Annotated in this window: 30 protein-coding genes; 11 read left to right on the top strand and 19 right to left on the bottom strand. The window is 57.8% G+C overall.

The genetic code is table 11. The features are described 5' to 3' along the window. Positions 1–272 precede the first annotated feature (272 nt). The 16 genes from G5134_RS19665 to G5134_RS19590 all read right to left on the bottom strand — a co-directional run bounded on the left by G5134_RS19665 (position 273) and on the right by G5134_RS19590 (position 14,484). On the bottom strand, positions 273–1,685 hold the full coding sequence (locus G5134_RS19665) for a DUF726 domain-containing protein (protein WP_421232150.1): 1,413 nt from the start codon (positions 1,683–1,685) through the stop codon (positions 273–275). Between the two features lie 413 nt (positions 1,686–2,098). Continuing rightward, positions 2,099–2,335, bottom strand: coding sequence for a hypothetical protein (locus G5134_RS19660; protein ID WP_421232151.1), 237 nt, complete (start codon positions 2,333–2,335; stop codon positions 2,099–2,101). Positions 2,336–2,375: 40 nt separating this feature from the next. Then, positions 2,376–2,993, bottom strand: a complete 618-nt coding sequence (locus G5134_RS19655; RefSeq protein ID WP_421232149.1) for a nucleotidyltransferase domain-containing protein — start codon at positions 2,991–2,993, stop codon at positions 2,376–2,378. A gap of 25 nt (positions 2,994–3,018) precedes the next feature. After that, on the bottom strand, positions 3,019–3,444 hold the full coding sequence (locus tag G5134_RS19650) for a nuclear transport factor 2 family protein (RefSeq protein ID WP_421232148.1): 426 nt from the start codon (positions 3,442–3,444) through the stop codon (positions 3,019–3,021). A gap of 147 nt (positions 3,445–3,591) precedes the next feature. Continuing rightward, positions 3,592–4,542, bottom strand: a complete 951-nt coding sequence (locus tag G5134_RS19645) for an alpha/beta hydrolase family protein (protein WP_219326075.1) — start codon at positions 4,540–4,542, stop codon at positions 3,592–3,594. A 145-nt stretch (positions 4,543–4,687) separates the two neighbouring features. After that, complete coding sequence (locus G5134_RS19640) at positions 4,688–5,035, bottom strand: hypothetical protein (protein ID WP_219326076.1); 348 nt, start codon at positions 5,033–5,035, stop codon at positions 4,688–4,690. A 134-nt stretch (positions 5,036–5,169) separates the two neighbouring features. After that, positions 5,170–5,817, bottom strand: a complete 648-nt coding sequence (locus G5134_RS19635) for a glutathione S-transferase family protein (RefSeq protein WP_219326077.1) — start codon at positions 5,815–5,817, stop codon at positions 5,170–5,172. 690 nt (positions 5,818–6,507) lie between these two features. Beyond that, complete coding sequence (locus tag G5134_RS19630) at positions 6,508–8,136, bottom strand: PAS domain-containing methyl-accepting chemotaxis protein (RefSeq protein ID WP_421232147.1); 1,629 nt, start codon at positions 8,134–8,136, stop codon at positions 6,508–6,510. A gap of 262 nt (positions 8,137–8,398) precedes the next feature. Then, positions 8,399–9,265, bottom strand: coding sequence for a TIGR03899 family protein (locus tag G5134_RS19625; protein WP_201882869.1), 867 nt, complete (start codon positions 9,263–9,265; stop codon positions 8,399–8,401). Between the two features lie 139 nt (positions 9,266–9,404). Beyond that, entirely contained in the window at positions 9,405–9,884 is a 480-nt protein-coding gene (locus G5134_RS19620; RefSeq protein WP_017787621.1) for a DUF3299 domain-containing protein, read from the bottom strand. Between the two features lie 30 nt (positions 9,885–9,914). Further along, on the bottom strand, positions 9,915–11,162 hold the full coding sequence (locus G5134_RS19615) for an ABC transporter permease (RefSeq protein ID WP_421232146.1): 1,248 nt from the start codon (positions 11,160–11,162) through the stop codon (positions 9,915–9,917). After that, positions 11,156–11,845, bottom strand: coding sequence for an ABC transporter ATP-binding protein (locus G5134_RS19610; RefSeq protein WP_017780513.1), 690 nt, complete (start codon positions 11,843–11,845; stop codon positions 11,156–11,158). The genes G5134_RS19615 and G5134_RS19610 overlap by 7 nt, the downstream gene beginning before the upstream one ends. Positions 11,846–11,849: 4 nt before the next feature. Next, a complete protein-coding gene (locus G5134_RS19605) occupies positions 11,850–12,434 on the bottom strand; it encodes a DUF2796 domain-containing protein (protein ID WP_421232145.1) in 585 nt (194 codons plus the stop codon). 35 nt (positions 12,435–12,469) lie between these two features. Continuing rightward, a complete protein-coding gene (locus G5134_RS19600) occupies positions 12,470–12,760 on the bottom strand; it encodes a hypothetical protein (RefSeq protein ID WP_373342513.1) in 291 nt (96 codons plus the stop codon). Positions 12,761–12,804: 44 nt separating this feature from the next. Further along, a complete protein-coding gene (locus G5134_RS19595; RefSeq protein ID WP_065017857.1) occupies positions 12,805–13,347 on the bottom strand; it encodes a YtfJ family protein in 543 nt (180 codons plus the stop codon). Between the two features lie 258 nt (positions 13,348–13,605). Then, positions 13,606–14,484 carry a hypothetical protein gene (locus tag G5134_RS19590; RefSeq protein ID WP_065017858.1) on the bottom strand — a complete coding sequence of 293 codons (879 nt, stop codon included), beginning with the start codon at positions 14,482–14,484 and terminating at the stop codon, positions 13,606–13,608. 124 nt (positions 14,485–14,608) lie between these two features. On the opposite strand from G5134_RS19590, the gene G5134_RS19585 reads away from it, so the two are divergent. Then, positions 14,609–14,971, top strand: coding sequence for a hypothetical protein (locus G5134_RS19585; protein WP_017780517.1), 363 nt, complete (start codon positions 14,609–14,611; stop codon positions 14,969–14,971). Positions 14,972–14,996: 25 nt separating this feature from the next. Here G5134_RS19585 and ppa read toward each other — a convergent pair whose 3' ends face one another. Beyond that, on the bottom strand, positions 14,997–15,527 hold the full coding sequence (ppa, locus tag G5134_RS19580) for an inorganic diphosphatase (protein ID WP_005304649.1): 531 nt from the start codon (positions 15,525–15,527) through the stop codon (positions 14,997–14,999). 179 nt (positions 15,528–15,706) lie between these two features. Here ppa and mpl point away from each other — a divergent pair, with 179 nt between their 5' ends. Continuing rightward, complete coding sequence (gene mpl, locus G5134_RS19575) at positions 15,707–17,077, top strand: UDP-N-acetylmuramate:L-alanyl-gamma-D-glutamyl-meso-diaminopimelate ligase (RefSeq protein ID WP_065017859.1); 1,371 nt, start codon at positions 15,707–15,709, stop codon at positions 17,075–17,077. Next, on the top strand, positions 17,074–17,685 hold the full coding sequence (locus tag G5134_RS19570; protein ID WP_065017860.1) for a flavin prenyltransferase UbiX: 612 nt from the start codon (positions 17,074–17,076) through the stop codon (positions 17,683–17,685). Before mpl ends, G5134_RS19570 begins: the two co-directional genes overlap by 4 nt. A gap of 73 nt (positions 17,686–17,758) precedes the next feature. Here G5134_RS19570 and G5134_RS19565 read toward each other — a convergent pair whose 3' ends face one another. After that, a complete protein-coding gene (locus G5134_RS19565) occupies positions 17,759–18,373 on the bottom strand; it encodes a TetR/AcrR family transcriptional regulator (protein ID WP_005304640.1) in 615 nt (204 codons plus the stop codon). Between the two features lie 200 nt (positions 18,374–18,573). On the opposite strand from G5134_RS19565, the gene hpt reads away from it, so the two are divergent. The 8 genes from hpt to G5134_RS19525 all read left to right on the top strand — a co-directional run bounded on the left by hpt (position 18,574) and on the right by G5134_RS19525 (position 24,349). Continuing rightward, positions 18,574–19,104, top strand: coding sequence for a hypoxanthine phosphoribosyltransferase (hpt, locus tag G5134_RS19560; protein ID WP_005304637.1), 531 nt, complete (start codon positions 18,574–18,576; stop codon positions 19,102–19,104). Positions 19,105–19,215: 111 nt separating this feature from the next. After that, positions 19,216–20,133: an ABC transporter ATP-binding protein gene (locus tag G5134_RS19555; protein ID WP_005304633.1), complete on the top strand. Its 918-nt coding sequence runs from the start codon at positions 19,216–19,218 to the stop codon at positions 20,131–20,133. Then, on the top strand, positions 20,130–20,903 hold the full coding sequence (locus G5134_RS19550) for an ABC transporter permease (protein WP_005304632.1): 774 nt from the start codon (positions 20,130–20,132) through the stop codon (positions 20,901–20,903). Before G5134_RS19555 ends, G5134_RS19550 begins: the two co-directional genes overlap by 4 nt. 231 nt (positions 20,904–21,134) lie before the next feature. Beyond that, the gene (locus tag G5134_RS19545) at positions 21,135–22,286 is read left to right on the top strand and encodes a double-cubane-cluster-containing anaerobic reductase (protein WP_065017861.1); all 1,152 of its coding nucleotides are present in this window, start codon (positions 21,135–21,137) and stop codon (positions 22,284–22,286) included. 9 nt (positions 22,287–22,295) lie between these two features. Then, positions 22,296–23,078 (top strand): acyl-CoA dehydratase activase, encoded by a 783-nt coding sequence (locus G5134_RS19540; protein WP_065017862.1) that lies wholly within the window; start codon positions 22,296–22,298, stop codon positions 23,076–23,078. Next, positions 23,075–23,335 (top strand): DUF3343 domain-containing protein, encoded by a 261-nt coding sequence (locus G5134_RS19535; protein WP_065017863.1) that lies wholly within the window; start codon positions 23,075–23,077, stop codon positions 23,333–23,335. The genes G5134_RS19540 and G5134_RS19535 overlap by 4 nt, the downstream gene beginning before the upstream one ends. 44 nt (positions 23,336–23,379) lie before the next feature. After that, positions 23,380–23,820: a MauE/DoxX family redox-associated membrane protein gene (locus G5134_RS19530; RefSeq protein ID WP_065017864.1), complete on the top strand. Its 441-nt coding sequence runs from the start codon at positions 23,380–23,382 to the stop codon at positions 23,818–23,820. A 1-nt stretch (position 23,821) separates the two neighbouring features. Then, positions 23,822–24,349 (top strand): rhodanese-like domain-containing protein, encoded by a 528-nt coding sequence (locus G5134_RS19525; RefSeq protein ID WP_019839302.1) that lies wholly within the window; start codon positions 23,822–23,824, stop codon positions 24,347–24,349. 64 nt (positions 24,350–24,413) lie between these two features. On the opposite strand, the gene panC is transcribed toward G5134_RS19525, so the two are convergent. Next, the gene (gene panC, locus G5134_RS19520; protein WP_065017865.1) at positions 24,414–25,271 is read right to left on the bottom strand and encodes a pantoate--beta-alanine ligase; all 858 of its coding nucleotides are present in this window, start codon (positions 25,269–25,271) and stop codon (positions 24,414–24,416) included. Between the last annotated feature and the right edge of the window lie 101 nt (positions 25,272–25,372).

The following is a 25,372-nucleotide window of genomic DNA, read 5'->3' as shown; positions in this document are numbered from 1 at the left end:
AAGGAAGTGCGCACTAAAGTAGCGTAAACAAGACACCGGTTTGAGGCCGGTGTCAGGTGATAACTAGATCTGTACACATAGATATCCCTTGTTGCAGCCATTTCTCAGTCGAGTGCTTTCAAAATGGTAGGGCACAATAAGCTCCATGCATTTCACCGAGAACTTAGAAGGCACTAGACCAAGCTTCTGTACCTATGTTAATTAGTGGTCTAATAATACCATGCCAGTCCAAGGTTAGAGGGGGATTGCAGCACTAATTAGACATTTACACATTAACAATGGATTCTGTTTAATATTGCTTCGTAATGTTTCTTCCAAGTCATATGTGATTCGACAAGGTCATCACAATTAATGTTGCGAAGATTTGGATGTTCTAATTCAATCGGGTTGATTCCTATAGGAGAACTTAATCCCGCATTAGCAATTTGATAGATTTTTGACAACACTTGGTCCTGTTTACTATGACAGTTATACAAAATTCCATTGATGGTATTTGCCGCATTACCCCAACCTTTTTTATCATTTCGGCCTACAGCCCCACCGAGTAAAATAACATCATTTATGTATTTTTCTGGCTTTGTAGAAAGAGCCTCTAGCGTATAATAAATAACTCTACAGCCTAAGGAGTGGCCGACTAGGTTAAATTTTTGATTTTCAGTGCGTGAGATTGCTTCAGCCAATTGAATGCCAGTTTGGGCAGCACGCATCATAGCGTTATGCCAAGGATTTCCGGCCAAGTCGGATAGTAACATTAGCCAACCTAACGGATTTAGCTTAGAGGCAGCATCTGTACCACCAGCTTTTCCAATTTCAATCAGCATATTTCTGGCTACTTTTGTTCCTACACCTTTTGCAAAAGCTAAACCTAACTTCCTATTGGTCTCTGATGCCCAATTTACACCATACATTATATGATTTTGGTCATAGGATAGTTGGGAACATTGCCAATCGTAAAAATTAATTTCATTCTCTTGCGTAAAACCATTTATGAAAATGGTTCTTACATTGCTATCTCTGTCCCTCAATTTGCGAATCGCAAAACTCTTATCTTCTCCGTAATATTTATTCGCGATAACTCCGCCCATTGCACCACCAAGAGCGAGACCTGAGGCAGAAATAATAGCTGTACCTGTTGCGACGCTACCTCCCACTGCAGCAAGAGAGGCGCTAGTCAATGCGGCTCCAGATAAAGAAGAAATGGCAGTCCCAGTAGATGCAGAGCCTAATAAGCCAAGTTTACCAATAGCAGCTGCAACAAGGGGCGCGGCCCCCATTCCTGTAGTTGCAGCTATCCCCGCAACACTGACTACACCAGCAACCCCTAAACCTACATATTTTCCTGTTTTAGAAAGGTTGTATTTTTCACGTTCAAATATCTTTTCATATTCGGAGATGTCATTGATTTTCAATCCTAATCGAGAGAAGTTGGCGATCGTACCATCATGTTCTGCACATAATTCATTGTCCCATGATTGTGCTAGTTTATCTAAACCATTAACCTCCATCTGTTTAAGGAGGCTTGTATTTGGCTTGCCACGAGCAAGCTCTGAGCAATAACGGCAAACTAGAGTGTGATTTTTGCAAGACAGACACATATAGACATTGCGCGTTAAATGATTTTTTTCTATTAATTTGTGTTCAGTTTTTTCGTAGCACCAAGAGCAATAACCTTGAATGTTAGACATAATATTCTCATAAAATAATATTTGGAAAGTCACTATTTTTAGTGATGTGTAGTGTGCTGCTGCTACTGCTACTGCTACTGCTACTGCTACTGCTACTGCTACTGCTACTGCTACTGCTTATCTCACCTAACTTATTGAGCAAGCTGAATTTCAGCCTCTAGTTTTTTGCTTGTTACCTGCGATATGGTATGGGCTTGGCTCATGACTGACTCCTGCAAGAGGTTGCCAAGCAGCTATGTTACCGAACGGGGCTGGAGTGAAAAGCGCAAGCGGGCGGTTTTCTGAGCAAGATCAACAAACTCATCAGTAATGGGCTGTGATATGGCCGTGCAACTGTGGTGGCCATCAGCGCTGAGGGAAATTGAACTGTGGAACGACAGTCTCGCCATCTTGTTGGGGAGCATTAAAAAAACCTATGAGCCTGCTGACCCATAGGTTTTTTCTGCGGAGGTAGTTTGTGTGCGGTGGTTATCTGGCTTGGTGTACCGGCACTGCGTCTGCAAGCGGCATTTCGTGGCGACGCTGGAGTCATCGGCCAGGGTCTTGATGCTGAGCACATTGCTGTTGCTCTCTTTCGTGACGTGAAATTGCTTCTGCACCGCCTGGGCGATCTGGCCGCTGCCGGCGGTAATCAAGTTTAAAAAACTCATAGTGAAAATCTTACGCGCTATGTATTGCTCTCGGTCATTGTCATATACGTGCAACCTGCTTGGCCAAGGCGGTCAACAGATCAATATTTAACGGCTCTTTATATATTTTTTCAAATAGATTGAAAGTCGGCTGGTCATGCTGCTGCAAATAATGAAAGCTTTTCTTTGAGCCTAGATACCACAAGTCGCGCATGTCAAAATATATCTCCAGAAGGTCATGTTGAAGCCAGGTACGACGATAATGACTATCTATGTCTTTATCATGCGCACGCTCCAGCATTTTCATCACCCACTGTTGAAGGTGTGCCTTATCCACCTCCGACGTTGCCGGTTTGCCATCTGCTAGCTTCTGCTTAACGCGAGCCAGGTAGCTGCTCCCTAAACCTTGTGTATCATAAATGACTTTTCCGTCACCGAAGCGAAGGGCTTCTTTTTGAATTGAACTTAGATAATCGGTTGGGTAAACCCATACATCAAGATAAATGCCGTGAAATAACCTCGTATCCCTTTGTTCTTTCGTGTGATCACAGAAACAGGCTATATCGATATCACTGGTTTCGGTTGCCTCATTGCGGGCATAAGAGCCATAAAGAATGATTGTATGAGGTGCATACTTTCCTTTTAGTTCTTCCATAGCCAAATCTAGAATATGTTCCATTTCTACTCCGGGCATATAACAGCTATTAATTTGTCCCTGATAACACAGCAATCCTTGCCGCATCTCTACTCGGAAAGTCAGGGTCGACATACACGTACATACGGCTTATCAGCGAGCCTGTAAATTCGAATACGCTACAAAAGCGGCCAATGGAGATATTATGGTCAGGCCAAGAGGTGCCATCACTCATTACTCCCCCTTCTTGCCCCTCGACAATCACGGTGTTGCCAGCAGTCGTTATCTTAAAGCCATCTATGTCGTGCCAGATGCTGGTGAGCGAGCCACCAATTCTATTGCCAAACTCAACCAATGCATCTTTTCCTTTAGCTTGCCCAAATTTGGGGAAGAAAAAATCAACATTCTCCGAGAATAGGTCAAGATAACTGGGATCACCTGCATCTACTTTCTTGAAATACTCAATTGCTATCTCAACTAAACTTTCCTGTTCCATTACCATTCCTATATCTCTATTGGTTGTTCGCATAACCGTGATTGGAAAGAGGAGGGGCACTGATGAGTGACACCACTTTATGAATCCACTCCATCCCGGCTGTCGTTATAAAACGAGTTAAATCAATGCATCGCCAGCAAGTCTAAATCAGTGGGGATTGAACTTCTTCGGGTCGCCTAGCTTGGACTGTAACCATAAATTCATATCGCTGACGACCTCTTTACGCAGGCTTTTCCCGTCACTGTTCTTCAATCCATGATCCAGTGCTTCGTAACGCCGATAGTCGATATTGCTTTTTCCGAGATCTTTAATACTCTGCATCAATTCATCTGTTTTTTGCGGTGATACCGAAGTATCCATTCCTCCCTGAATGATCAGCAAAGGAGACTTTACTTTTTTAAGGGTATCAAGCTGATCGATGGAGAGCATCTGCTGCCACCAATGATAGCCGTGTCCGCTCACATAAAGTTCAAATGGTTTACTGTTAAGAACATGTTCGGCAAACCCTTTAAAACCGTCGATCTCTTTTCTCGCCTCTTCGGGGTTGTTATGTTTGACAGCGATACTGTGTGAAACGTCATCGATAAACCAGCGACCGCCGCCATTAAAGGAAATGGTGGCATCGATATAGTCAACATCTGCGGTCACCAGGTTGGCGATAACGGCCCCTTCACTGCCGCCCAAGAGAATTAATGTCTTGTATTGCCCATCTTTTCGAACGATATCGAGCACAGCCTTGATATCCGCGACCCGCTGTGCGGGGCTGTCCTTTTCAAGGTACTGAGCAGGGCAATCCTTGCGTGCCGGATCGGTACTGTATTTTAATTTGCTGTCAATGCCGTACTTTTCGACCAGCAAAATATCAGCTTCTGGCCAAACATTTTTATAGTCAGCCAATATCGAGTCAATGTTAAGCACGCTGTTGCAATCAGAACCTTGCAGAATCAATAGCAAGGTATCTGTATCATGGGAATGTTGGACCAAGTAATAGGAGATAGGCGAACCATCATCCCTGCTGGCAGTGCGAGTCATGATCTCTGTTGCGCTTACCGAGCAGGTCAACATGAGCAAGAGTAAAGATATTACGCGGACTTGCATCTTATTTCCTGATAGTAATCATAGAGGCAGTATGTTAATCGGTGCTGAAACCTTCATTCCTCTTGAATGGATAAAGGGCTGAGGACGCGTAGTGAAAACCGCCCCAGCCTGGCTTTTATTGGCATTCGCGCCTTGTTATCAGCGATTAACCACCAAATTCACGGCTAATAATTTGTGTGGGGATAACATTCTCTGGCAAGTCACTAGACGCTTTTTGAACAAAATCGCCAGCCAAACCAAATGCTTTTTCAACGGGATCTACTTTCACTCCACTTTCGACAGCTAACTCCAAAATTTTCTTGCCAATATCATTGCAAACATCGACCCAGTTTCCTGGTAATTCCCCTATGGTGACTTTAGGCTGACAGATTAGTTGAAAAGTTTCTTTACCTTCTTGCACTTGAATTGAAATATCAACAAATTCACTTTTATATGGATTGGCTAAGACACTTGAGCTAAGTAAGAATATGGTTCCAATATATAATTTTTTCATGACACGTCCTTGTGATTTATAATGCCCGCCAAGGGGCTGGTAACGCACGACAGCTAAACGCAGTAGCAACAACGATAGCCACTGTGGTCATGGTCTGAATCGTCACGCGTTGACAGTCCCTCTTGAGGCGTTGGTTATGAGTGTGACTCAAAGGGAGTCAGGTTTATTTCTTCAAGTTCACAAACTGCTCTTATCGTTGTATTCTCGCTAAGACGCTGTAAGTACAGCGCTAAGTGATTAAAGGTCATTGGTGAACGTTTGATTGGCAGGGACCACCCTGCAAGCATAAATAGAAAGTAATCACATGCTGAAAATTTATCACCCAACAAATACTCATTTTTTTCTAGTTGGTCGTTGATAATAGATAAGGCTTCCGCTATACGCACATCCTGTGCAGCTATCACGCTAGGGATTGAAGCTTCATCAGTTGTATGTTTATGGGGATAGTAGCGAACCATCAATTCGGCTTGGAGGGTATTATTTAGAAATGACATCCATTGGAAAAATAATGGTCTTTTCGGATCACCAATAAGAGGGATTAATTTGTATTCAGGATGCAACTCACAAATATGGATACAAATCGCAGGGCTTTCGAAAATGGCCTGGCCGTCAACGACCAATGTTGGAATGCGACCTGCTGGATTTAACTTTAAATAGTCAGCTGACTTCTGAGCATTAGACTTTTTATCGACTAACAACAGCTCATAATCTGCTTGCACATGATGAAGTAAAAAATGAGGAGCTAAACTCGCATTGTTCGGATAATAGTAAAGTTTGAACAAAACTGGCTCCTGTCCGTGAAATATAAAATACTCATAATAGTGGTGAGATGTAAGACGGTACTAACACGTTATGACCGCCCTACATATAATACTACCCGGCCTTAATGCCAAGAATGAAAATGATGTTTTTAATGAATGCTTTAACTTTACCTCTTTGAGGCTTAATGACGTCACTTTACGTCCTCTTTTAGCGCCTCCATTACTACCGAATAAAGAAACAGTAAGGGAGTTGGTTGTGGAAATCATCGGCAAGGCTACCGCCCCTGAATTCCAGCCTCCAGTCTGCTGCGCTTTCCCTGCGATATGGCTCCGGTCTGGTTCATGGCTGACTCCGACAAGAGGGGATCTGATGGCCATGTTACCGAACGGAGCTGGTTAGGGAAGGGGGAGTGAGTGATTTCTCGGGCAAGATCAATAAATTGAGCTGCCATGGGGGGGCGGGCGATAGGGGTATCTCAACGCCCTTGCTTGCTCAATGCTCGCTGCGTATTTGGGCGGGGGGAATGAACTGCGGGATGCCACTTTGTGGAATGAGTTGCAGAGCAGATGCCAAGGTAATGACATCAAGGCCGGGCCAGTGATGGCATGGGCATCCCGGCCCAGTCAGATCTGCGTTTCCCACCAGAGATAAATGGGCCCGCTGTCGGTGACGACAGGGGCCTTTTTTGTTGTTAGCGCACGGTCTCGGGATCAGCGGGCCAGCACCACCTGGCCGGCGGGGCTGGGATTGGCGAGTTGTGGAGAGGCGGGTTGTTGCTGGAACTGGCGAACCAGCCGATCCAGTTCGCTCAGCTGTCGTACCAGCTGGTTGATGCCGTGGACGGCATGCTGACTGCCGACGCTGGAGTCATCGGCCAGGGTCTTGATGCTGAGCACGTTGCGATCGATGTCGGCAGTGACCTGGGACTGCTCCTGCACGGCCTGGGCTATCTGGCTGCTGCCGGAGGCGACCTGCTGCAACATGCTGTTGATCTGCTGCAGTATGGTGCCGGTAGCGGAGGCCTTCTGCTGGCAGCTGGCGGAGAGATCCCCCCCCTTTTCCATCGCCTGCTCGGCGTTGGCCGCGCTGGTTTGCAGCAGGTTGATCATCTTCTGGATCTCGCCGGTGGAGGCCTGGGTCTTGATGGCCAGGGATCTGATCTCGTCCGCCACCACCGAGAAACCACGGCCCGCCTCACCGGCACGGGCCGCCTCGATGGCCGCATTGAGGGCCAGCAGGTTGGTCTGGTTGGCGATGTTGTTGATGACATCGAGGATGCCGTCGATATCCCGGCATTGGGTCGCCAGGGTGTGGATCACCGTCTTGGAGGTAGCGATCTCGCCGTGCATCCCCTCGACCGCCCCTATGGTCTCCTGCACGCTGCGGTTGCCTTCCCGGAACAGGTCGGCGGTTTCATCCAGCAGGTCGGAGGCGGCGGTGGAGCTGTGGGAGACCTCGCGGATCGACTCGGCCATCTGGGTGATGGCGGTGGCGACCTGATTGGTCTCGGCCTGTTGTTGCTGCAGGTTGCTGGTGATGGATTCGGCATTGCGCAGATCGCCTTCGGCCGAGTGCAGGATCCGGCTGCAGGTCTGCTGGGTGCGCGCCAGCACGGCGTTGAACTCGGCCTGATTCATCAGCATGGCGAGCTCGATGGCGGCGATGTTGTCGACCTTGTTGGTGTAGAGCAGCTGCATCAGCGGGTTGTCGAAACGGCTGCGGGCCAGCTTGTCGAGCTTGCCGAGGCGACGGCTCAGGGCCTGGGTGATCATGGCCGCCAGCAGCAAAGGCAACACGGCCAGGGCCAGCAGCCAGCCGGAGGCCTGCTCATAGCCCAGCGCCATCATGGCCACCAGGCTCGGCAGCAGGCAGAGGGTGATTGCCAGCGTGTGGGAGAAGGCCGGCAGCCTGAGCGCCAGCGGCGCCTTGTCTGCGCGCAGCCCGGCATAGATGCGCTCGGCCCGCTGCTTGATCTCCTCGCTGGGGGCGGTGCGCACCGATTGGTACTCCACCACCTTGCCGCTGGCATCCTTGATCGGTGTGACGAAGGCGCTGACCCAGTAGTGATCGCCGTTCTTGCAGCGATTCTTCACTGGGCCCATCCAACTCTTGCCGGCCCGGATATGGTGCCAGAGATCGGCGAAGGCCTGCTTGGGCATGTCTGGATGGCGCACCAGATTGTGGTGCTCCCCCTGCAGCTCCTCCAGCGTGAAGCCGGCGATCTGGCAGAACTCCTCGTTGGCATAGGTGATGCGGCTCTCCAGATCCGTGGTGGAGATGAGGTGCTGGTGTTCGGGATAGCGACGCTCATGCTGGGTGACAGGCTGATTGACTCTCATGGTGTGCTCCGAAACCGGGTTGTGGGGAAGGAGTCATCACCAATGCAAGGGCTGCACCAGCGGGGGTGAAAATCGTCGATCATGCGGCACTCATGCGGCACGGCGGGGTCTATGGCCGGTAGCGGGCGGATCTGCGGGCGTGGGGCTGGCGAGTCAGAGGCTGCGGATTTGCATTTCAGGAACCGTTTTGGCAACGGCGGCGCCATTTCGCGAGCGGCGCAGGGGGGCGCAAAACAGCGGAGCCCTGACGGGCTCCGGAGGATCAGGGGGTCGGTTCGGCCGGGGTCGGCTCAGGCCCGGCGGGCGGGGTCAGCATCATGGTCTCGATCTGCAGCCCCTGCACCAGCACGGTTTTCAGATCTTGCAGGTACTCTTCCAGCGGCGGCTCCTGCAGCAGCTGGGCGAGCTCGTTGCCGACCGGGGTCAGCCGGTAGTAGAGCAGGGTGATGTTGGCCTGCTTGCGCTGCAGGCGCCAGCGCTGATCGCCGAACTCCAGCTCCACCCCGTCGGCGGGCAGCGGGCCGGATTCCAGCTCACCCCGGTGCAGCAGGCCGAGTTCGAACAGCTGCAGCAGGGCGTTGTAAGGGATGCGGTACTTGCCAAGGCCGAGCCGGGTCACCCGGGCGCGGCTGAGCAGGCTGGCCCCCTTGTGCAGCCCCAGCAGCAGGCGCTGCTCGTCGCTACCCACGTAGTGGCAGGAGAGGGAGCAGATGCGCTGGAACAGCTGGGCCTCGCGCTGGGTCATCTCTTTGAGGGTGGTGAGCGCCCGGATGGAGAAGCGGCCCGGGGTGGCGATCTCGATGGCGAAGATGCGGCCCCACAACTGCTGCATGGGCACCATGCTGATGTCTTCCGCCAGTTGCAGGAAGTGGGTCAGCCAGTCGCTGTCCATCTCGCCGCCGGCGGCGGTCTCCTCGCAGTGGCGGGAGGCCATCACCATGATGGATTCCAGGTTGCGCTGGCGAGCGGCCTGATCCGCCAGTTGGCGAAAGGCGGCGCGCTGCTCGAAGGTGCTGTCGCTGTTGCGGGTGAGCATGCCGTCGATGCCACGGCTGCGGGCCAGGCGCAGGGTTTGCTCCTGGCTGCTCAGGATGGAACTCTCTTTCTTGGGCGGGGGCAGGTCAGCCATGCTGGCTCCGTGATCGCAAGGTCTAGCCTTGAATGTTACTCCAACCGGGATGGCGGGCAATCCCTCAGGCAGGGGCTGGCCGGGTTCTTGCCGTCGCGGATAACAAAACGGCCTCCCGCGGGAGGCCGTCTGTGCCTGGTCACTGCTCTTCGTAGACGCTGACCTCGACCGCCTCCAGCGAATAGGAGGCGGTGGCCATCTCGTGACTGGAGCTGACCGTGCGCATCTTGCCCTTCACCCAGATGGCGTCCCACAGGTCGTCCACCGGCGCCCCCTTGGGGTAGCTCACATAGACCACCTGGTTGGTGGGCGGGGGCGGCACATGGATGCAGGCGCCGAAGTAGGGCACCAGCAGGAAGGCGGTGATCTTCTTGGCGTCCCCCTCCAGCGGTACCACGAAACCCGGGATACGCACCTCTTGGTTGTCCAGCTTCTTGTTGACCCCGCCCACCGGCTGGGGCACTGAGGCAAGATTGCCATCGTGGCTCACCTGGGGTGGGGGCAGCAGTTTTTCACCTTCCGGAATGAGCACATCCCAGTCGATGGTCTTGTAGTCGGCGGCCATGGCCGGCAGCGTCAGCAGGGCGGCCAGCAGCGCCACGATTTTCCATTTCATCATCTGTCCTTCTCGTTTCTTATGGGCGCCTGGCTAGACGCGAATGCTCATGCCATCGCTCAGGCTGTAGCGATAGGCGCGGGCGGCGGGCAACAGGCCTATCACCATGCCGGCCAGCCAGACCAGCCCCAGCAGTTGCCACTCGTGGGCGCTTGGCAGCCCCAGGCTCAATTGCAGGCCATAGTGACCGAGCAGCCAGGGGGTGGCAAGGGCTTGGCCCAGGTAGAGCGCGGCCACCCCGAGCGCGATGCCGGTGGTGGTGAGGGCCATCGCCTCCAGCGCCAGCAGCAGGAACAGGTGGGAGGGGCCGGCGCCGAGGGAGCGCAAGATGGCAAGCTCACGGCGCCGCTCGTTGAGGCCGGCCAGCAGGGTGGTCAGCATGCCGATGAGGCCTGCCACCACCACGAAGCCGGCGATCACCGACAGCGCCGTCTCCGCCACGCTCATCAGGCTCCACAACTCCTGCAGGGCGGCTCCCGGCAGGATCGCCATCAGCGGCTCGCCCCGGTAGGTGTTGACGCTGCGCTGCAGTTGGAACGCCAGGATCCGGTTGCTGAGCCCCACCATGAAGGCGGTGATGGTCTTGGGGGTGAGATCCTGTGCCAGCGCCTGTTCGGCAGTCACGTTCTTGCTGTGACGGCCGGTGTCCCAGCCCAGGTGGATCGCCTCGATGCCGGCCAGCGGCACGTGGATGGTGCGATCAATGGGGGTGCCGGTCGGTGCCAGGATCCCCACCACCTTGAACGGCAGGTTGTCGTGCTGGCTGAACGAGGTATTGCCGGCGCCGTGGGCGATGACGATGGACTGTCCCAGGTGATAGCCGAGCTTTTCGGCCACCTGGGCGCCGAGTACCGCCTCGAACGGCGTCTCGAATGCTCGCCCTTCGCGCATGACCAGTGCCTGCTGCTGGCCATATTTGAGGTGGGTGAAGTAGTCGCCATTGGTGCCAAGCACTCTAAACCCCTTGTGGGAGTCGCCAAGGGAAAGCGGGATGGTCCAGGCGATGCCGGGTTGTTGCTTGATGGCCTGATAGGCGTCCCAGCCCACGTTGTTGGTGGGATTGCCGATGCGAAACACCGAGTAGAGCAGCAGGTTCACCTGGCCGGAGCGGGCGCCGACGATGAGGTCCGTACCCGACACCGTATTGGCGAAGCTCTCGCGGGCCTGGTTGCGCACTCGCTCCACTCCGAGCAGCAGGGTGACGCTGATGGCGACCGCCAGCAGGGTGAGCCCGGCGGTGAGGCGGCGGGCCCAGAGGCTTTGCAGGGCGAGTTTCAGCATGTTGCCCTCCTGTTCAGTTGTTGCAGGTTCTCCACCCGCGGGAAGAGCGGTTCGAGATAGGGGTCGTGGCTGACGAAGACCAGGGTAGAGCCCTGCTTGTCGCACTCCTCGAACAGCAGCTTGATGAAGGCGGCCCGGTTGTCGGTATCGAGCGCCGAGGTGGGCTCGTCGGCGATCACCAGCGGCGGTGAGCCGATCAGTGCGCGGGCGGCGGCCACCCGTTGCTGCTGGCCGATGCTGAGGGCATGGACGGGTCTGTGCAGCGCCTCCTCGGGCAGTTGCAGTTCCCGCAGCAGGCGGCGCGCCTCGTCGGCCGGGCTGCCCTGCAGCCGGGCCCGCTTCTCGGGGGAGAAGGTGAGGGCGCTGGTGACGTTGTCCTGCACGGATAAAAACGGCAGCAGGTTGAACTGCTGGAAGATGTAACCCAGATTGGCCGCCCGGAAGTGGTCGCGGGCACGGCCAGAGAGCCGGGCCAGCGGCTGGCCCAGCACCTCCAGGGTGCCGTGGTTGGCGGTCTGGATCCCGGCCAGCAGGCCGAGCAGGGTCGACTTGCCCGAACCGGACGGTCCCTTGATGAACACCCGCTCCCCCTCGCCGATGGTGAGGGCGGGCAGATCGAGTACAACCTCGTGACCCGGCCAGGCAAAGGCCAGATCGCGGATCTCAACCACGGCGTTTTTCATGGCGTTACCAGCTCAGTTTGTTGGCGGAGGGGGTCAGCTCGGCCGAGGTCTGGCCGCTGGGCAGTATGCCCTGCACGCTCAGCTTCTCCAGGCTCGGATAGACGCTGAACAGGGTGGCTTCCAGCCCGGTCAGTTTGGCTGGCTCCGCGCAGGTGTAGGTGTACATGGCCCCCATGTCGGCGTGACCGGCATCGTCGTGCTGGTGTTCGTCGTGCTTGCCGTCAGACTTCTGGTGGTCATGGTCATGGTCATGGTCATGGTCGTGATCTTCCTTGGCGGCCTGCAACGCCTGCTGGGTCAGCGTGCAGCCGGCGGCCGGGTCGAAGCGCAGCAGGGCATCGGGTTGCTTGAGCTGAGCCACTGCCTTGGCGTATTGCGCCTTCTCTTCATCGCTCTTGGCGGCGTGCTCGAAGCCCACCAGATCGGCGGCGGGGGCCTGCAGCTCGATCATCAGCTGGTTGCCATCGAGCACCAGGTTGAGGTGGCCGTGGCCGTGCTCGTGGGCACCGTGGCCGTGACTGTCGTGTTCATCGTGGTTTGCCTGCACGCCAAATGCGGCGGCCGCCAGTAACAGGGTGACTGCTTTCATCGTTAATCCTTTGAAAAGTTTATTGAAAAATGGATTTAGCCGGATAAGCGATGAAGTGGTGGCGGTGCGCGGATGCGGCACTGACCTGAGGGGGTGGCATGAGGTTTGGGCAAGGCGGCATCAAGGAGCTTGCCGATGACGACCTGTGAAGAGGGGATGAGCAGGGTTGGGGCGAGTGCCAGCTTGCCATCCAGATGCAGGGCGCAGAGGACGCAGGCGTGGTTGTGGCCGGGCAGGTCGGCTTCCAGCGGATGTTGTGCCAGCACGGGTTGCAGCCACAACCAGCCCAGCAGCAGCAACCAGATTTTCAGCTTGGTACGACCCATAGACCCCTATCAAAGGGGCGCCATCAGCGCCCCTTTTCTCTGGCTTAGAGATGGGACTGGATGAGCCCCATCACGGTAGCGATATTGTTGGCATCGAGCTGACCGTCCTTGACGAACAGCACCTTGCCCTCTTTGTCCAGCAGGATGATGGCCGAGCTTTCCGGCGCCAGATCCCAGGCGTTGCGGGCCATGCCCTTGGCATCCAGCACCATGGCGGACCAGGGGAATTCCTTCTTGCTGTCCTCGGCACTGCTCTTCACAAAGCCGGAGGTACCCCAGATGGCGTCATTGCTGTTGATGATGGTGACGGTCTGGTACTTGTCGTGGGGCAGCTTGGCCGCCTTGATCGCTTCGATCATGGGGGCGTTGAGCTCCTTGGCGCTGGAACGACCGGCGATGTGCTGGATCAGAAAGACCTTGCCGGCCAGCACCTTGCTTTGCCAGGGCTGATAGCTGATCTCTTTCTCTTTCAGAACCAGTTCACCCTTGTCGCTGATGTTGACCAGCGGCACCTGGGCCGATTCCTTGATGTTGTGAGCCAGGGCCAGCGTTGGCAGCAGCGCCAGAGTAAGTACGAGATGTTTCATCCTGATGACACTCCTTTTGTTATGTTATAACGATTTTTGCATTGAGGGAATGGGGCCGAACTCATCCTAAACTGATCGGATCTGTTTAAAAAGTGTTAAATATAAGCCGGCATTGAGGTGTTCGACTGCCCGCCAGCACGGGGGCTGGTGGACAAAGGCGGCTAGGATGGCACGCAGTCGATAAAAATCAATTGCTTATAAACTGGTTTGAGGAGTCTGGCCGCGCTCTGCAGCCAGACTTGAGGAAGGGGATAGGCCTCAGTAGAGCGGTTCGCTCACCAGCGGGATCTTGGCCATGGTCATCTGCTGGGCCAGCAGGGGCGAGCCGGTCAGCAGTATGTGGCGCTGGTTGCCGATCACCACGGTATCCCCTTTCAGGCCGCTGTCGGCGGTGATGGCCAGCCAGGCTGGCGAGACGCTGCCGACACTGATGTTCGGATAGATGATGCTGAGCATGTACTGGGGGGCCAGCTCGGCCAAGAGGCTTGCCATCAGCAGCGCCTTCTCGTCGCTGTCCGCCTTGTTGCTCTGCAAGGCTTGCAGCGGCGGCGCGAAGTGGTCCATCTGCTCGGGTGGGGTGGGAATGCCGCTCAGCCACTCCTGCAGCAGGCCGACGCTGGTGGCGAGATCCTTGGCCAGGAACTGTTTCGCCAGGGGCCTCAGGTCGCCTTTGAACTGGTAGAACAGCTGCGAATAGTTGGGACGCACGCAGGGCAGCTTGCGATTGGCGGGATGGACGCAGGGCACCACCCGCATCTGATAAAAGGCATCGTCCTGATACTGCTGGTAGGCCTGCCAGAACAGGGTCGACTCCATGCTGTCGTCGTGCAGGGTGAAGGCCTGCTCCAGATTGCGAAACTTGGTGGCGGTCTCCGGGCTGGTCTGATTGATCAGATTGATGCTGTTGTAGAGCCGCGGGCTGATGTAGGAGTAGAGGGTTTCCAGCGGATAGTTGAGGGAGGCATCGAGCAGGGTCATCTCGTGGCGGCTGGCGGCGATGACCCGCTCGTCTGCGTTCAGTTGCAGATGCTTCTGCTGACCGTCGCTCGATTGCCACTGCCAGCTCAGGGTGACCTCGTTGGCCCCGGCCATGGACGCGAACACTAGACTCAACAACAGACCTTGTGCCAGTTTCATGATATGCATCCTGCTCGGGGTGATAATAAACAACTAGGTGAGCTGGCCGATTTTGGATGAGTCTGGCATTTGTGATTTTGATAACAGATTGATCGGGCTTTTAATTTAATTCTGGAAATAAGTCATGCAGGAAACCGTCATGAAGCGAATCACACCCTTGTTGCTGCTGTTGGCCACGCTGCCGGCCGCGGCGGGGCCTGTCATCGTCAACCAGGGAATGTCCAGCGCGGATACCTTTGCCCTGCGCGACAAGCTGGCGAAGGAACATGAGTGGCAGGAGTGGCTACGCTTTCAGCAGGCCATCAAGTGGCTTGAGGTGCTGCCGGTAAACTGCGAGCTGATGAGCGATGCTGGTGGCAGTTATCGCTGCGGGGGGAATTACTACCGGCCCTATCAGCAGGATGGACGCGACATCTATATACAGGGGGATCCCAGCGGTGTGACGCCGGGTCAACCCCAGCAACAGCCCACGAAAAAGGCGCCCTGAGGCGCCTTTTTCACGAAGGTTACGCTTACTTGGCAGCGTAACGCTCGGCAGAGCTCTTGATCTCTGCTTCGGCAGCGGCCTTGTCGCCCCAGCCTTCAACCTTGACCCACTTGCCAGCTTCCAGCTCTTTGTAGCGCTCGAAGAAGTGCTGGATCTGGGCGCGCAGCAGCTCAGGCAGATCGTTCACATCCTGGATGTGGTCGTACTGCTTGGTCAGCTTGGAGTGCGGAACGGCCACGATCTTGGCGTCTTCGCCAGATTCGTCGGTCATCTTCAGCACGCCAACCGGGCGGCAGCGAATGACGGAGCCGGCCAGCAGCGGGTAGGGAGTCGGAACCAGCACGTCAACCGGATCACCATCCAGAGACAGGGTGGCGTTCACGTAGCCGTAGTTGCACGGATAGAACATCGGGGTAGACATGAAGCGATCAACGAAGATGGCACCGCTGTCCTTGTCGACTTCGTATTTGATCGGGTCGGCGTTCTGCGGGATTTCGATGATGACGTAGATGTCGTCGGGCAGGCTCTTGCCAGCCGGTACCAGATTCAGGCTCATGACGTTTCCTTTGAGTGTTGGAGTCAAGTTTGCAGGCCGATATTATAGCGATGTCGCGTCAAATGACCATATTTCAGGGCCACTGCGACAGAGTTGGTGGATACCGTGCAGCTTGGGTCTGCCAAATTGCCGTCACCTTGTTAGAATGCGCACTTCCCTTTACTGCGAAAGGAAGCGGTATGCATATTCACATTCTCGGGATCTGCGGCACCTTCATGGGTGGTCTGGCGGTGTTGGCAAAACAGCTTGGTTATCGGGTCACCGGCTCTGACGCCAACGTCTATCCCCCCATGAGTACCCAGCTCGAGCAACAGGGCATCGAACTGACCGAAGGCTACGACCCTTCCCAGCTCGATCCGGCGCCGGATCTGGTGGTGGTCGGCAACGCCATGAGCCGCGGCAACCCCTGTGTGGAGTATGTGCTGGACCGCAATCTGCCCTACATCTCCGGCCCCCAGTGGCTGCTGGAGCACGTGCTGCAGGATCGCTGGGTACTGGCCGTCGCCGGCACCCACGGCAAGACTACCACCGCCAGCATGCTGGCCTGGGTACTGGAATACGCCAAGCTGGAGCCCGGCTTCCTCATCGGCGGCGTGCCCGGCAACTTCCCGGTCTCCGCCCGTCTCGGCTCCGCCCCCTTCTTTGTCATTGAGGCGGACGAGTATGACTGCGCCTTCTTCGACAAGCGCTCCAAGTTTGTCCACTACCACCCGCGTACCCTGGTGATGAACAACCTGGAGTTCGACCACGCGGATATCTTCCCGGATCTCGCCGCCATTCAGCGCCAGTTCCACCACCTGATGCGCACCGTGCCGAGCAACGGTCGGGTGCTCTTCCCCAAGGGGGACGAGAACCTGGCCGCCGTGCGCAAGATGGGCTGCTGGAGCGAGGTGGAGCTGGTGGGGCAGAACGATGCCAAGTGGAAGGCGGTCAAGCTGGCCGACGATGGCTCCGCCTTCGAGGTATGGCTGGATGGCGTGAAACAGGGCGAGGTGCACTGGGAGTGCATTGGCGAGCACAACGTCAACAACGGCCTGATGGCCATCGCCGCCGCCCGCCATGCCGGTGTCATGGTGGAGCACGGCATTGCGGCCCTCTGCCAGTTCAAGTCTCCCAAGCGGCGCATGGAGCTCAAGGGGGAAGTGGCCGGCATCAGCATCTATGACGACTTCGCCCACCACCCCACCGCCATTGAAACCACCCTCGGCGGCCTGCGCGCCAAGGTGGGCAAGGCCCGTATCCTGGCAGTGCTGGAGCCCCGCTCCAATACCATGAAGCTGGGAGTGCACAAGGAAGAGCTGGCAGGTTGTTTCGACGGCGCCGACGAGGTGTTCTTCTTCCAGCCGCCCAACATCGGCTGGGATCTCGGCGAGGTGACCGCCCACATGACCCGACCGGCCAAGGTGTTCAACGATCTGGAGACCCTGATCAACCGGCTGGTGGCCGAGTGCCGCGATGGCGATCATATTCTGATCATGAGCAACGGCGGCTTCGGCGGCATTCATGACAAGCTGATCGCCCGCCTCAAGGACTATCACGGCCAGCTATGAACAAAGCGATCACCCTGGCGCTGACCGGTGCCTCCGGCGCCCCCTATGCCCTGCGCCTGCTGGAATGCCTGGTGCAGGCGGACTATCGGGTCTATCTGCTCGCCTCTTCGGCGGCTCGTGTGGTGCTCAAGACCGAGCAGCAGCAGGAGTGGCCTAGCTCGCCAAAAGAGCTCTCTGCCTACCTCTGTCGCCAATATGGCGCCAAGGAGGGGCAGATCGTCGCCTGTGGCAAGGAGGAGTGGTTCTCGCCGGTGGCCTCCGGTTCGGCGGCGCCCAGGCAGATGGTGGTCTGCCCCTGCTCCATGGGCACCGTCTCGGCCATTGCCAACGGCACCTCCGACAACCTGCTGGAGCGGGCGGCGGACGTGGTGATCAAGGAGCGCGGCCAGCTGATCCTGGTGCCCCGCGAGAGCCCCTTCTCGGCGATCCACCTGGAGAACATGCTGAAACTGGCCCGCCTTGGGGTGACCATCATGCCGGCGGCGCCGGGCTTTTATCATGAGCCAAAAAGCATCGCGGATCTGGTGGACTTCATGGTGGCGCGGATCCTCGATCATCTGGGGATCGAGCACGCACTAACCCGCCGCTGGGGCTACGCCAAAGGGTGAGATGAGCGGATAGCGGACAAACAAAAGCGGCGCCAACCTGAACAGTTCGGCGCCGCTTTTTTGCTGGCGCGGGTTAGGCTGCCTGGATGGGGGCGGTTACGTACTTGAACAGAAAATCGGTCACCTCTTCCCGGCTCGGGCGTTGTGGCTGATTGATCATCTGCATCATGACGTAGCCAAAGCCGGTCAGGGAGCGGGCCAGATCCTGCGCCGACAGCACGCTCTGGATCTCGCCGGCATCCATGGCGCGTTGCAGGTGAGGTGCAATGCGCTCCAGAGCCTTGTCCAGCAGCTTGGCGTAACGGGGCCAGACCTCTTCCCGCACCGATGAGCTCCACTCCAGCCAGATGCTGGCGTGGTCAGGCTGATCGTAGGCGGCGTCAACAAACAGCTTCACGTGGCGGCGAATGCTGTCGCTGACCGGGCCCTGGCCGGAGTAGGCCTGTTCCAGCATCTGATGCACGAAACGTTCGATCTCGGCCAACACTTCATCCACCAGCTCTTCACGGGTGTTGAAATAGTTGAACACGGTAGCAACCGAGACCTTGGCCTGTTCTGCGATTTCGGCGTGACCCGCACGGCCGATGCCGCGACGGGAAAACACCTCGATGGCACATTCCATCAATTGATTGCGTCGGGCCTCCGGCGAAAGCCGGGTTCGACGTCTAATTTCTGCGCGTGGTTCCATAGTTTTTTCATCTAATAGTTATTGATTATGGTGTTTATAGTATTGTCACCGATAATGCCCGAGGGCCTGCTAACTCTATCAATTAAAATAAGCCGATAAAAGCATCACGTATGCCTGACGCCCTTCGGCTTGAATGGTAGAATCATCGGTTTTGACGTTAATGAACGGCCAAATTTGCTTTGGCCATTATGGAGTAAGTGATGAAACACACTGTCGAGGTGATGATCTCCGAGGCTGAAGTTGCCGCCCGGATCGCCAAATTGGGTGAAGAGATCACCGCCCGTTACCAGGGCTCTGATGAAGTGGTCATGATCGGCCTGCTGCGCGGCTCCTGCGTCTTCCTGGCCGACCTGTGCCGCCAGACCCAGCTGCCCATCACCCTGGATTTTATGACCGCCTCCAGCTATGGCTCCGGCATGCACAGCACCCGTGACGTGCGCATCCTGAAAGACCTGGATGACGACATCAAAGGGAAGGACGTGGTGATCGTCGAAGACATCATCGACACCGGCTACACCCTCAACAAGGTGCGCGAGATCCTCTCCCTGCGCGAGCCGAAATCCCTGGCCATCTGCACCCTGCTGGACAAGCCGTCCCGCCGTGAAGTGCAGGTGCCGGTGGACTGGATCGGTTTCTCCATTCCGGATGAATTCGTGGTGGGCTGCGGCATCGATTATGCCCAGAAGTACCGCAATCTGCCGTTCATCGGCAAGGTAATACCGCAAGAGTAAGCAAGGTTCAGGAATATGACGGGCAAGGTGGCAGAGCGCCATTTTCTGTCTGCAGGCGGCCTTGGCCGCCTTTTCTGTCTCGAGATGGGATGAGCCATCACAGGGGTTGCAATGAACGCACTGGAAATCAGCGGCCTGAAGAAGACCTATCAGGGGGGCGTCGAAGCCCTTAAAGGCATTGATCTCACTGTCAAACAGGGGGATTTCTTCGCCCTGCTCGGCCCCAACGGGGCGGGCAAGTCCACCACCATCGGCATCATCAGCTCGCTGGTGAACAAGAGTGCCGGCAAGGTGAAGGTATTCGGCTACGACATCGACACTCACCTGGAAGAGGCCAAGGCCCAGCTCGGGCTGGTGCCGCAGGAGTTCAACTTCAGCCAGTTCGAGAAGGTGATCCAGATCGTCACCCATCAGGCCGGCTTCTATGGCGTGCCGCGGGCCGAGGCCAAGATCCGCGCCGAGAAGTACCTGCGCCAGCTCGACCTGTGGGACAAGCGCGACATGCCGGCTCGCACCCTCTCCGGTGGCATGAAGCGCCGGCTGATGATCGCCCGCGCCCTGATGCATGAGCCCAAGCTGCTGATCCTGGACGAGCCGACCGCCGGGGTGGACATCGAGATCCGTCGCTCCATGTGGAATTTCCTCAAGGATCTCAACGAGCAGGGCGTCACCATCATACTCACCACCCACTATCTGGAAGAGGCGGAGATGTTGTGTCGCAACATCGGCATCATCGACAAGGGGCGCCTCATCGAGAACACCAGCATGAAGAAGCTGCTGGGCAAGCTGGGCCGCGAGACCTTCATGCTGGATCTGGCGCCGGGCTCCGCCGTGCCGAACCTGCCGGAGTTCAACGGCCGCATGCAGGACGAACGCACCCTGGAGGTGGATCTGGACAAGAGCCAGTCTCTCAACAGCCTGTTCGATCAGCTATCGAGCCAGCAGGTGCAGGTACTGAGCATGCGCAACAAGGCCAACCGACTGGAAGAGCTGTTCGTCAGCCTGGTCGAGGAGGGGAGAAAAGCATGAACCTGACCACTTACTACATCGCCTTCAAGAGCATTTTGGCCAAGGAGATCAGCCGCTTCACCCGGATCTGGATCCAGACCCTGGTGCCGCCCGCCATCACCATGAGCCTCTACTTCGTCATCTTCGGCAACCTCATCGGTGGCCGCATCGGTGACATGGGGGGCTTCAGCTACATGGAGTTCATCGTGCCCGGCCTCATCATGATGTCGGTCATCACCAACTCCTACTCCAACGTCGCCTCCTCCTTCTTCAGCGCCAAGTTCCAGCGCAACGTGGAGGAGCTGCTGGTGGCGCCTGTGCCCAACTACGTCATCATCGCCGGCTACGTCGGCGGCGGCGTGGCGCGCGGCCTCTGTGTCGGCCTCATCGTCACCCTGGTGTCGCTGTTCTTTGTGCCGCTGCAGATCCACCACCTGTTCAGCGTCTGCTTCACCGTGCTGCTGACCGCCATCCTCTTCTCGCTGGGGGGGCTCATCAACGCGGTGTTTGCCAAGACCTTCGACGACATCAGCATCATCCCCACCTTCGTGCTGACGCCGCTCACCTACCTGGGCGGGGTGTTCTACTCCATCAGCCTGCTGCCACCCTTCTGGCAGGGGGTCTCCCAGGTGAACCCGATCATCTACATGGTGAACGCGTTCCGTTACGGCTTTCTCGGGATCTCCGACGTGCCGCTCGGCACCGCCTACCTCATCATCATCGGCTTCATCGTGGCTCTCTACGGTCTGGCCTGGTGGCTCATCTCCCGCGGCACCGGGCTGCGCCACTGATGCAATGCAACGGGCACCCTGGGGTGCCCGTTTCTTTGTTGCCTCTTTTACCTCTCCTGCGCTGACCCATCTCGAACAGGGTCAATAACCACCCTCATATCAAGGTTTTATCCGGCACCTTGTGATCCACCGCAATTTTCAGGTTACCCCCAAAGGTATAATTCCCGCGGTTGGAAGGTCTGCAAAATGGGCCCTCCGTCTCTTCTTTTTCTCACCAGGGCAGGATCGCCTATGTCACTGATCACCGAGTTGCCAGCCATTTTCGACAGTTTTTCAGATGCCCGCCGGCAGGGCTTTCTGGCCGTGATGGCACTCAAGGAGCGACAGATCCCCCTGGTCGGCACCTACTGCACCTTCATGCCGCAGGAGGTGGCCATGGCCGCCGGCGCCGTGGTGGTCTCGCTCTGCTCCACCAGCGACGAGACCATCGAGGAGGCCGAAAAGGATCTGCCCCGCAACCTCTGTCCGCTCATCAAGAGCAGCTACGGTTTCGGCAAGACCGACAAGTGCCCCTACTTCTACTTCTCCGATCTGGTGGTGGGGGAAACCACCTGCGACGGCAAGAAGAAGATGTACGAGTACATGGCCGAGTTCAAACCGGTGCACGTGATGCAGCTGCCCAACCGTGCCGATGACGAGGCCTCCCGCACCCTGTGGCGCAGCGAGATCGTCCGCTTCAAGGAGCTGCTGGAGCAGCTGTTCGGCAACCCCATCAGCGAGCAGGCGCTGCGAGAGGCCATCGTGCTGAAGAACCGCGAGCGCCGTGCGCTGGCCGACTTCTACCGGCTGGGTCAGCTCAACCCGCCGGCGCTGAGCGGCACCGACATCCTCAAGGTGGTCTATGGCGCCACCTTCCGCTTCGACAAGGAGCAGCTCATCAGCGAGCTGCAGGAGATGACCCGCCGCATCAAGGCCGAGTACGCCGACGGCAAGCGGCTCGATGCCCGCCCGCGCATCCTCATCACCGGCTGCCCCATCGGTGGCGCCGCTGACAAGGTGGTGCGCCTCATCGAGGAGCACGGTGGCTGGGTGGTGGGTTACGAGAACTGCACCGGCGCCAAGGCGACCGAGCAGTGCGTCAGCGAGGAGGGCGATCTGTTCGATGCGCTGACCGACAAGTATCTGGCCATCGGCTGCTCCTGCATCTCCCCCAACCACCAGCGCATGAATCTGCTGAGCCAGATGGTGGAGGAGTATCAGGCAGACGGGGTGATCGACGTGATCCTGCAGGCCTGTCACACCTATGCGGTGGAGTCGCTCGCTATCAAACGCCACGTGCGTGATCGCCACGGCATTCCCTACATGGCGGTGGAGACCGACTACTCCAGCGCCGACAAGGGACAGCTGGCCACCCGGCTGGCGGCCTTTATCGAAATGCTGTGAGGAGGTGCCGTGTCACTCACCATCGGGATTGACTCGGGCTCCACCGCGACCAAGGGGATCCTGTTCGACCACAGAGAGGGCGGGCGCATCGTCCGCCGCTTTCTGGTGCCGACCCCCTTTCGCCCGCTGGCCGCCATCGAGCAAGGCTGGGAGACGCTCTCGGCCGAGCTGCCAGAGCGCCCCCATCTGACCCTGACCGGTTATGGCCGCGATCTGGCATCGTTCGCCGATCGGCGGGTTACCGAGATCTCCTGCCACGGGCTGGGAGCGCGCCTGCTCTGCCCGTCGGTACACACCGTCATCGACATCGGCGGCCAGGACAGCAAGGTGATCCAGCTCGATGGTGAGGGCAACCTCACCGACTTTCTGATGAACGACAAGTGCGCCGCCGGTACCGGCCGCTTTCTCGAGGTGATCACCCGCACCCTGGGGGCGCGGGTCGAACAGCTCGACGAGCTGCTGCAAGGGGCCGAGCCCCACGACATCAGCAGCATGTGCACCGTGTTTGCCGAGTCGGAGGCGATCAGCCTGCGCTCGGCGGGCATTCCCGCCGAGTCGATCCTGGCCGGCATCGTCCGCTCCATGGCCAGGCGCAGTGCCAACTTCATCGGCCGCCTCGGTGCCAGACCGACGGTGCTCTTTACCGGCGGCGTCAGCCACTGCGCCACCTTCCGCCACTATCTGGCGCAAGGATTGGGCTGCGACGTGGCCACCCACCCGGACGCCCAGTTTGCCGGCGCGCTGGGGGCGGCCCTGTTCGGTGCGCGTGCCCGCACGGGAGGCAAATCATGAACGCAGAGTTCCTCTACCTGTTCCACTCCACCCTCGGCACGGTCAGGCTGCGCAAGCGGCTGGAGCAGCAGCCCCACGCCTTTCGGGTCTGCGACGTACCGCGCCGGCTCAGTGCCGGCTGCGGCCTCGCCATCCGCCTGCACTGCCCGCCCGAGGAGTGGCAGCAGTGGTGCCAGAGTGGCGAAACCGCCGCCGTTTTTCGTTGTGACGAAGACGGTGAGTATTGCGAACTGGCCCGCTATCCAGCCGCCGACTAGGGCATGGTGACGTCTTCCCGGGGAGTTGGCAGCAGGGGGCATGGATGATAAAGAGCTATCCCGTGGCCGTGTATCTGCGGGTGCTGGCCAGGTTGGCGCTGGGGGGATTTTTCGTCGTCTCCGCCGGGTTCAAGCTGGCGGCGCCGGAGCTGTTCGCCGAGCAGATCGGTGCCTTCGGCCTGCTCTGGTCGCCGTTCATTCCCCTTGCCGTCTGGGGGCTTATCGGGCTGGAGCTCTGCGCCGGGTTAGCGGTCATCGCCAACCGGCGCTGGGGACTCTGGCTGGTGGTGGCCCTCTTGGCCCTGTTTATTCCGGTGTTGGGCTATGGCATCGCTATCGGGCTCGACATCTCTTGCGGCTGTCTTGGCAGGGCTGATCTCGGCTCGCTGCCAGAGGCGCTCTTGCGGGATCTGCTGCTGTTGACGCTTGCTGGCGCCTTGCTGCGCCACTCCCGCCCCGTTTTTACCGTTCCAAAGGAGCAGTGACATGATGAGATTGCAATCCCGCACCCTGATGGCCTCGCTGATTGCGGCCAGCTTTGCCCTCGGTGGCTGTGGCGACAACCAGTTCGAGCAGGAGACCAAACTGGAGCAGGCGGCGGTACAGCTCTCCCAGGAGACCCAGCAGGGGGGCTACCAGCTGCTGACCGTGGCCGAGCTGAAGACCCGGATGGACAAAGGTGAGGCGCTGGTGATCATCGACACCATGCCGTTCGAGGACTCCTACAAGAAGGAGCACATTCCGGGGGCCAGGAATTTTGCCTTCGTGAAGGAGGCAAAATCCGGCGATGACTGGAGCCAGATCGTCGAGGGGAGTGGCACGCCCGAGCAGCTGCTGGCCCTGCTGGGGGACGACAAGACCCGTCCGGTGGTGTTTTACTGCGGCTTCGTCAAGTGCGGCCGCAGCCACAACGGGGCCGCCTGGGCGGTCACCCAGGGTTATCAGCAGGTCTATCGGGTGCCGGGCGGCATCTTCGCCTGGAAAGGGGCGGGTTACCCGGTCAGCGCCGAGTAGGCAGGAAACGCCCAGATACAACAAAGCCCGCATATGCGGGCTTTGTTGTCAGTGGCGCAGCGGCTCAGGGGCGGGCCAGCGTCACCACCCGGTTGTCGATGAGGCGGGCCTTGCCGAGATACGCCGCCATCAGGATCACCAGCTGCTCGCTCTCGTCGGTGGCCGCTTCCAGGGTGGCGGCATCGACGATGTCGATGGCGTCGGTCCGAAAACCGGCCTTGTCGAGGCGCTGGCTGGCCTGGGCCACCAGGGAGGGCAGGTGATGGTCACCCGCTTCAATCTGCTCGGCGATCCAGTTCATGGTGCGCGCCAGCTCAGGGGCCAGGGCCCGCTCGGCGGCGGTCAGGTAGCCGTTGCGTGAGGAGAGCGCCAGCCCGTCCTCGGCCCGCACCGTGGGCACGCCGACGATCTGGATGGGCATCGCCATGTCGGCCACCATCTTGCGAATGAGCGCCAGCTGCTGGTAATCCTTCTGGCCGAAGCAGGCCACATCCGGCTGCACCAGATTGAACAGCTTGGTGACGACGGTGCTGACGCCGCGGAAGTGACCCGGACGCAGCGCCCCCTCCAGCAGCGTGGAGAGGCCCGGTACCTCGACGAAGGTCTGGCTGGCCAGTCCCTGCGGATACATGATCTCCGGGGTCGGCGTGAACACCATGTCCACCCCGGCCGCCTCCAGCGCGGCGCAATCTTGCTCCAGGGTGCGCGGGTAGTTGGCGAGATCCTCGGCCTTGTCGAACTGCATCGGGTTGACGAAGATGCTGACCACCACCTTCTCGGCGTGGCTGTGCGCCTCCTTCACCAGGGTAAGGTGGCCCTGATGCAGGTTGCCCATGGTGGGCACGAATGCGATGGCGCGCCCTTCACGGCGCCATTGGCCGATCTGTTCACGCAGAGCGGCGGGATTGTTAACGACCAACATCAACTGTTCACCTTCGAAAAGATCAAAGAGGGGCCCGTGCGGATAAGCGCGAAGTGTCAACGCGCGGCATCATCATCGGCGGTTACCTTAGGATGAATCAT

It is taken from the genome of Aeromonas sp. 600276, assembly GCF_049175815.1.
Taxonomy (GTDB): Bacteria; Pseudomonadota; Gammaproteobacteria; order Enterobacterales; family Aeromonadaceae; genus Aeromonas; species Aeromonas dhakensis.
This window is presented reverse-complemented; position numbering and strand designations above follow the sequence as displayed.

Coding starts and splice junctions, on each gene's coding strand:
- ppa (WP_005304649.1), bottom strand. CDS start 15,527: ATGAGCCTGAATCTGGTACCGGCTGGCAAGAGCCTGCCCGACGACATC.
- G5134_RS19605 (WP_421232145.1), bottom strand. CDS start 12,434: ATGAAAGCAGTCACCCTGTTACTGGCGGCCGCCGCATTTGGCGTGCAG.
- G5134_RS19570 (WP_065017860.1), top strand. CDS start 17,074: ATGAACAAAGCGATCACCCTGGCGCTGACCGGTGCCTCCGGCGCCCCC.
- G5134_RS19660 (WP_421232151.1), bottom strand. CDS start 2,335: ATGAGTTTTTTAAACTTGATTACCGCCGGCAGCGGCCAGATCGCCCAG.
- G5134_RS19630 (WP_421232147.1), bottom strand. CDS start 8,136: ATGAGAGTCAATCAGCCTGTCACCCAGCATGAGCGTCGCTATCCCGAA.
- G5134_RS19640 (WP_219326076.1), bottom strand. CDS start 5,035: ATGAAAAAATTATATATTGGAACCATATTCTTACTTAGCTCAAGTGTC.
- G5134_RS19585 (WP_017780517.1), top strand. CDS start 14,609: ATGCAGGAAACCGTCATGAAGCGAATCACACCCTTGTTGCTGCTGTTG.
- G5134_RS19615 (WP_421232146.1), bottom strand. CDS start 11,162: ATGCTGAAACTCGCCCTGCAAAGCCTCTGGGCCCGCCGCCTCACCGCC.
- hpt (WP_005304637.1), top strand. CDS start 18,574: ATGAAACACACTGTCGAGGTGATGATCTCCGAGGCTGAAGTTGCCGCC.
- G5134_RS19565 (WP_005304640.1), bottom strand. CDS start 18,373: ATGGAACCACGCGCAGAAATTAGACGTCGAACCCGGCTTTCGCCGGAG.
- G5134_RS19595 (WP_065017857.1), bottom strand. CDS start 13,347: ATGAAACATCTCGTACTTACTCTGGCGCTGCTGCCAACGCTGGCCCTG.
- G5134_RS19600 (WP_373342513.1), bottom strand. CDS start 12,760: ATGGGTCGTACCAAGCTGAAAATCTGGTTGCTGCTGCTGGGCTGGTTG.
- G5134_RS19545 (WP_065017861.1), top strand. CDS start 21,135: ATGTCACTGATCACCGAGTTGCCAGCCATTTTCGACAGTTTTTCAGAT.
- G5134_RS19555 (WP_005304633.1), top strand. CDS start 19,216: ATGAACGCACTGGAAATCAGCGGCCTGAAGAAGACCTATCAGGGGGGC.
- G5134_RS19650 (WP_421232148.1), bottom strand. CDS start 3,444: ATGGAACAGGAAAGTTTAGTTGAGATAGCAATTGAGTATTTCAAGAAA.
- G5134_RS19610 (WP_017780513.1), bottom strand. CDS start 11,845: ATGAAAAACGCCGTGGTTGAGATCCGCGATCTGGCCTTTGCCTGGCCG.
- mpl (WP_065017859.1), top strand. CDS start 15,707: ATGCATATTCACATTCTCGGGATCTGCGGCACCTTCATGGGTGGTCTG.
- panC (WP_065017865.1), bottom strand. CDS start 25,271: ATGTTGGTCGTTAACAATCCCGCCGCTCTGCGTGAACAGATCGGCCAA.
- G5134_RS19590 (WP_065017858.1), bottom strand. CDS start 14,484: ATGAAACTGGCACAAGGTCTGTTGTTGAGTCTAGTGTTCGCGTCCATG.
- G5134_RS19535 (WP_065017863.1), top strand. CDS start 23,075: ATGAACGCAGAGTTCCTCTACCTGTTCCACTCCACCCTCGGCACGGTC.
- G5134_RS19645 (WP_219326075.1), bottom strand. CDS start 4,542: ATGCAAGTCCGCGTAATATCTTTACTCTTGCTCATGTTGACCTGCTCG.
- G5134_RS19525 (WP_019839302.1), top strand. CDS start 23,822: ATGATGAGATTGCAATCCCGCACCCTGATGGCCTCGCTGATTGCGGCC.
- G5134_RS19655 (WP_421232149.1), bottom strand. CDS start 2,993: ATGGAACATATTCTAGATTTGGCTATGGAAGAACTAAAAGGAAAGTAT.
- G5134_RS19530 (WP_065017864.1), top strand. CDS start 23,380: ATGATAAAGAGCTATCCCGTGGCCGTGTATCTGCGGGTGCTGGCCAGG.
- G5134_RS19625 (WP_201882869.1), bottom strand. CDS start 9,265: ATGGCTGACCTGCCCCCGCCCAAGAAAGAGAGTTCCATCCTGAGCAGC.
- G5134_RS19620 (WP_017787621.1), bottom strand. CDS start 9,884: ATGATGAAATGGAAAATCGTGGCGCTGCTGGCCGCCCTGCTGACGCTG.
- G5134_RS19665 (WP_421232150.1), bottom strand. CDS start 1,685: ATGTCTAACATTCAAGGTTATTGCTCTTGGTGCTACGAAAAAACTGAA.
- G5134_RS19550 (WP_005304632.1), top strand. CDS start 20,130: ATGAACCTGACCACTTACTACATCGCCTTCAAGAGCATTTTGGCCAAG.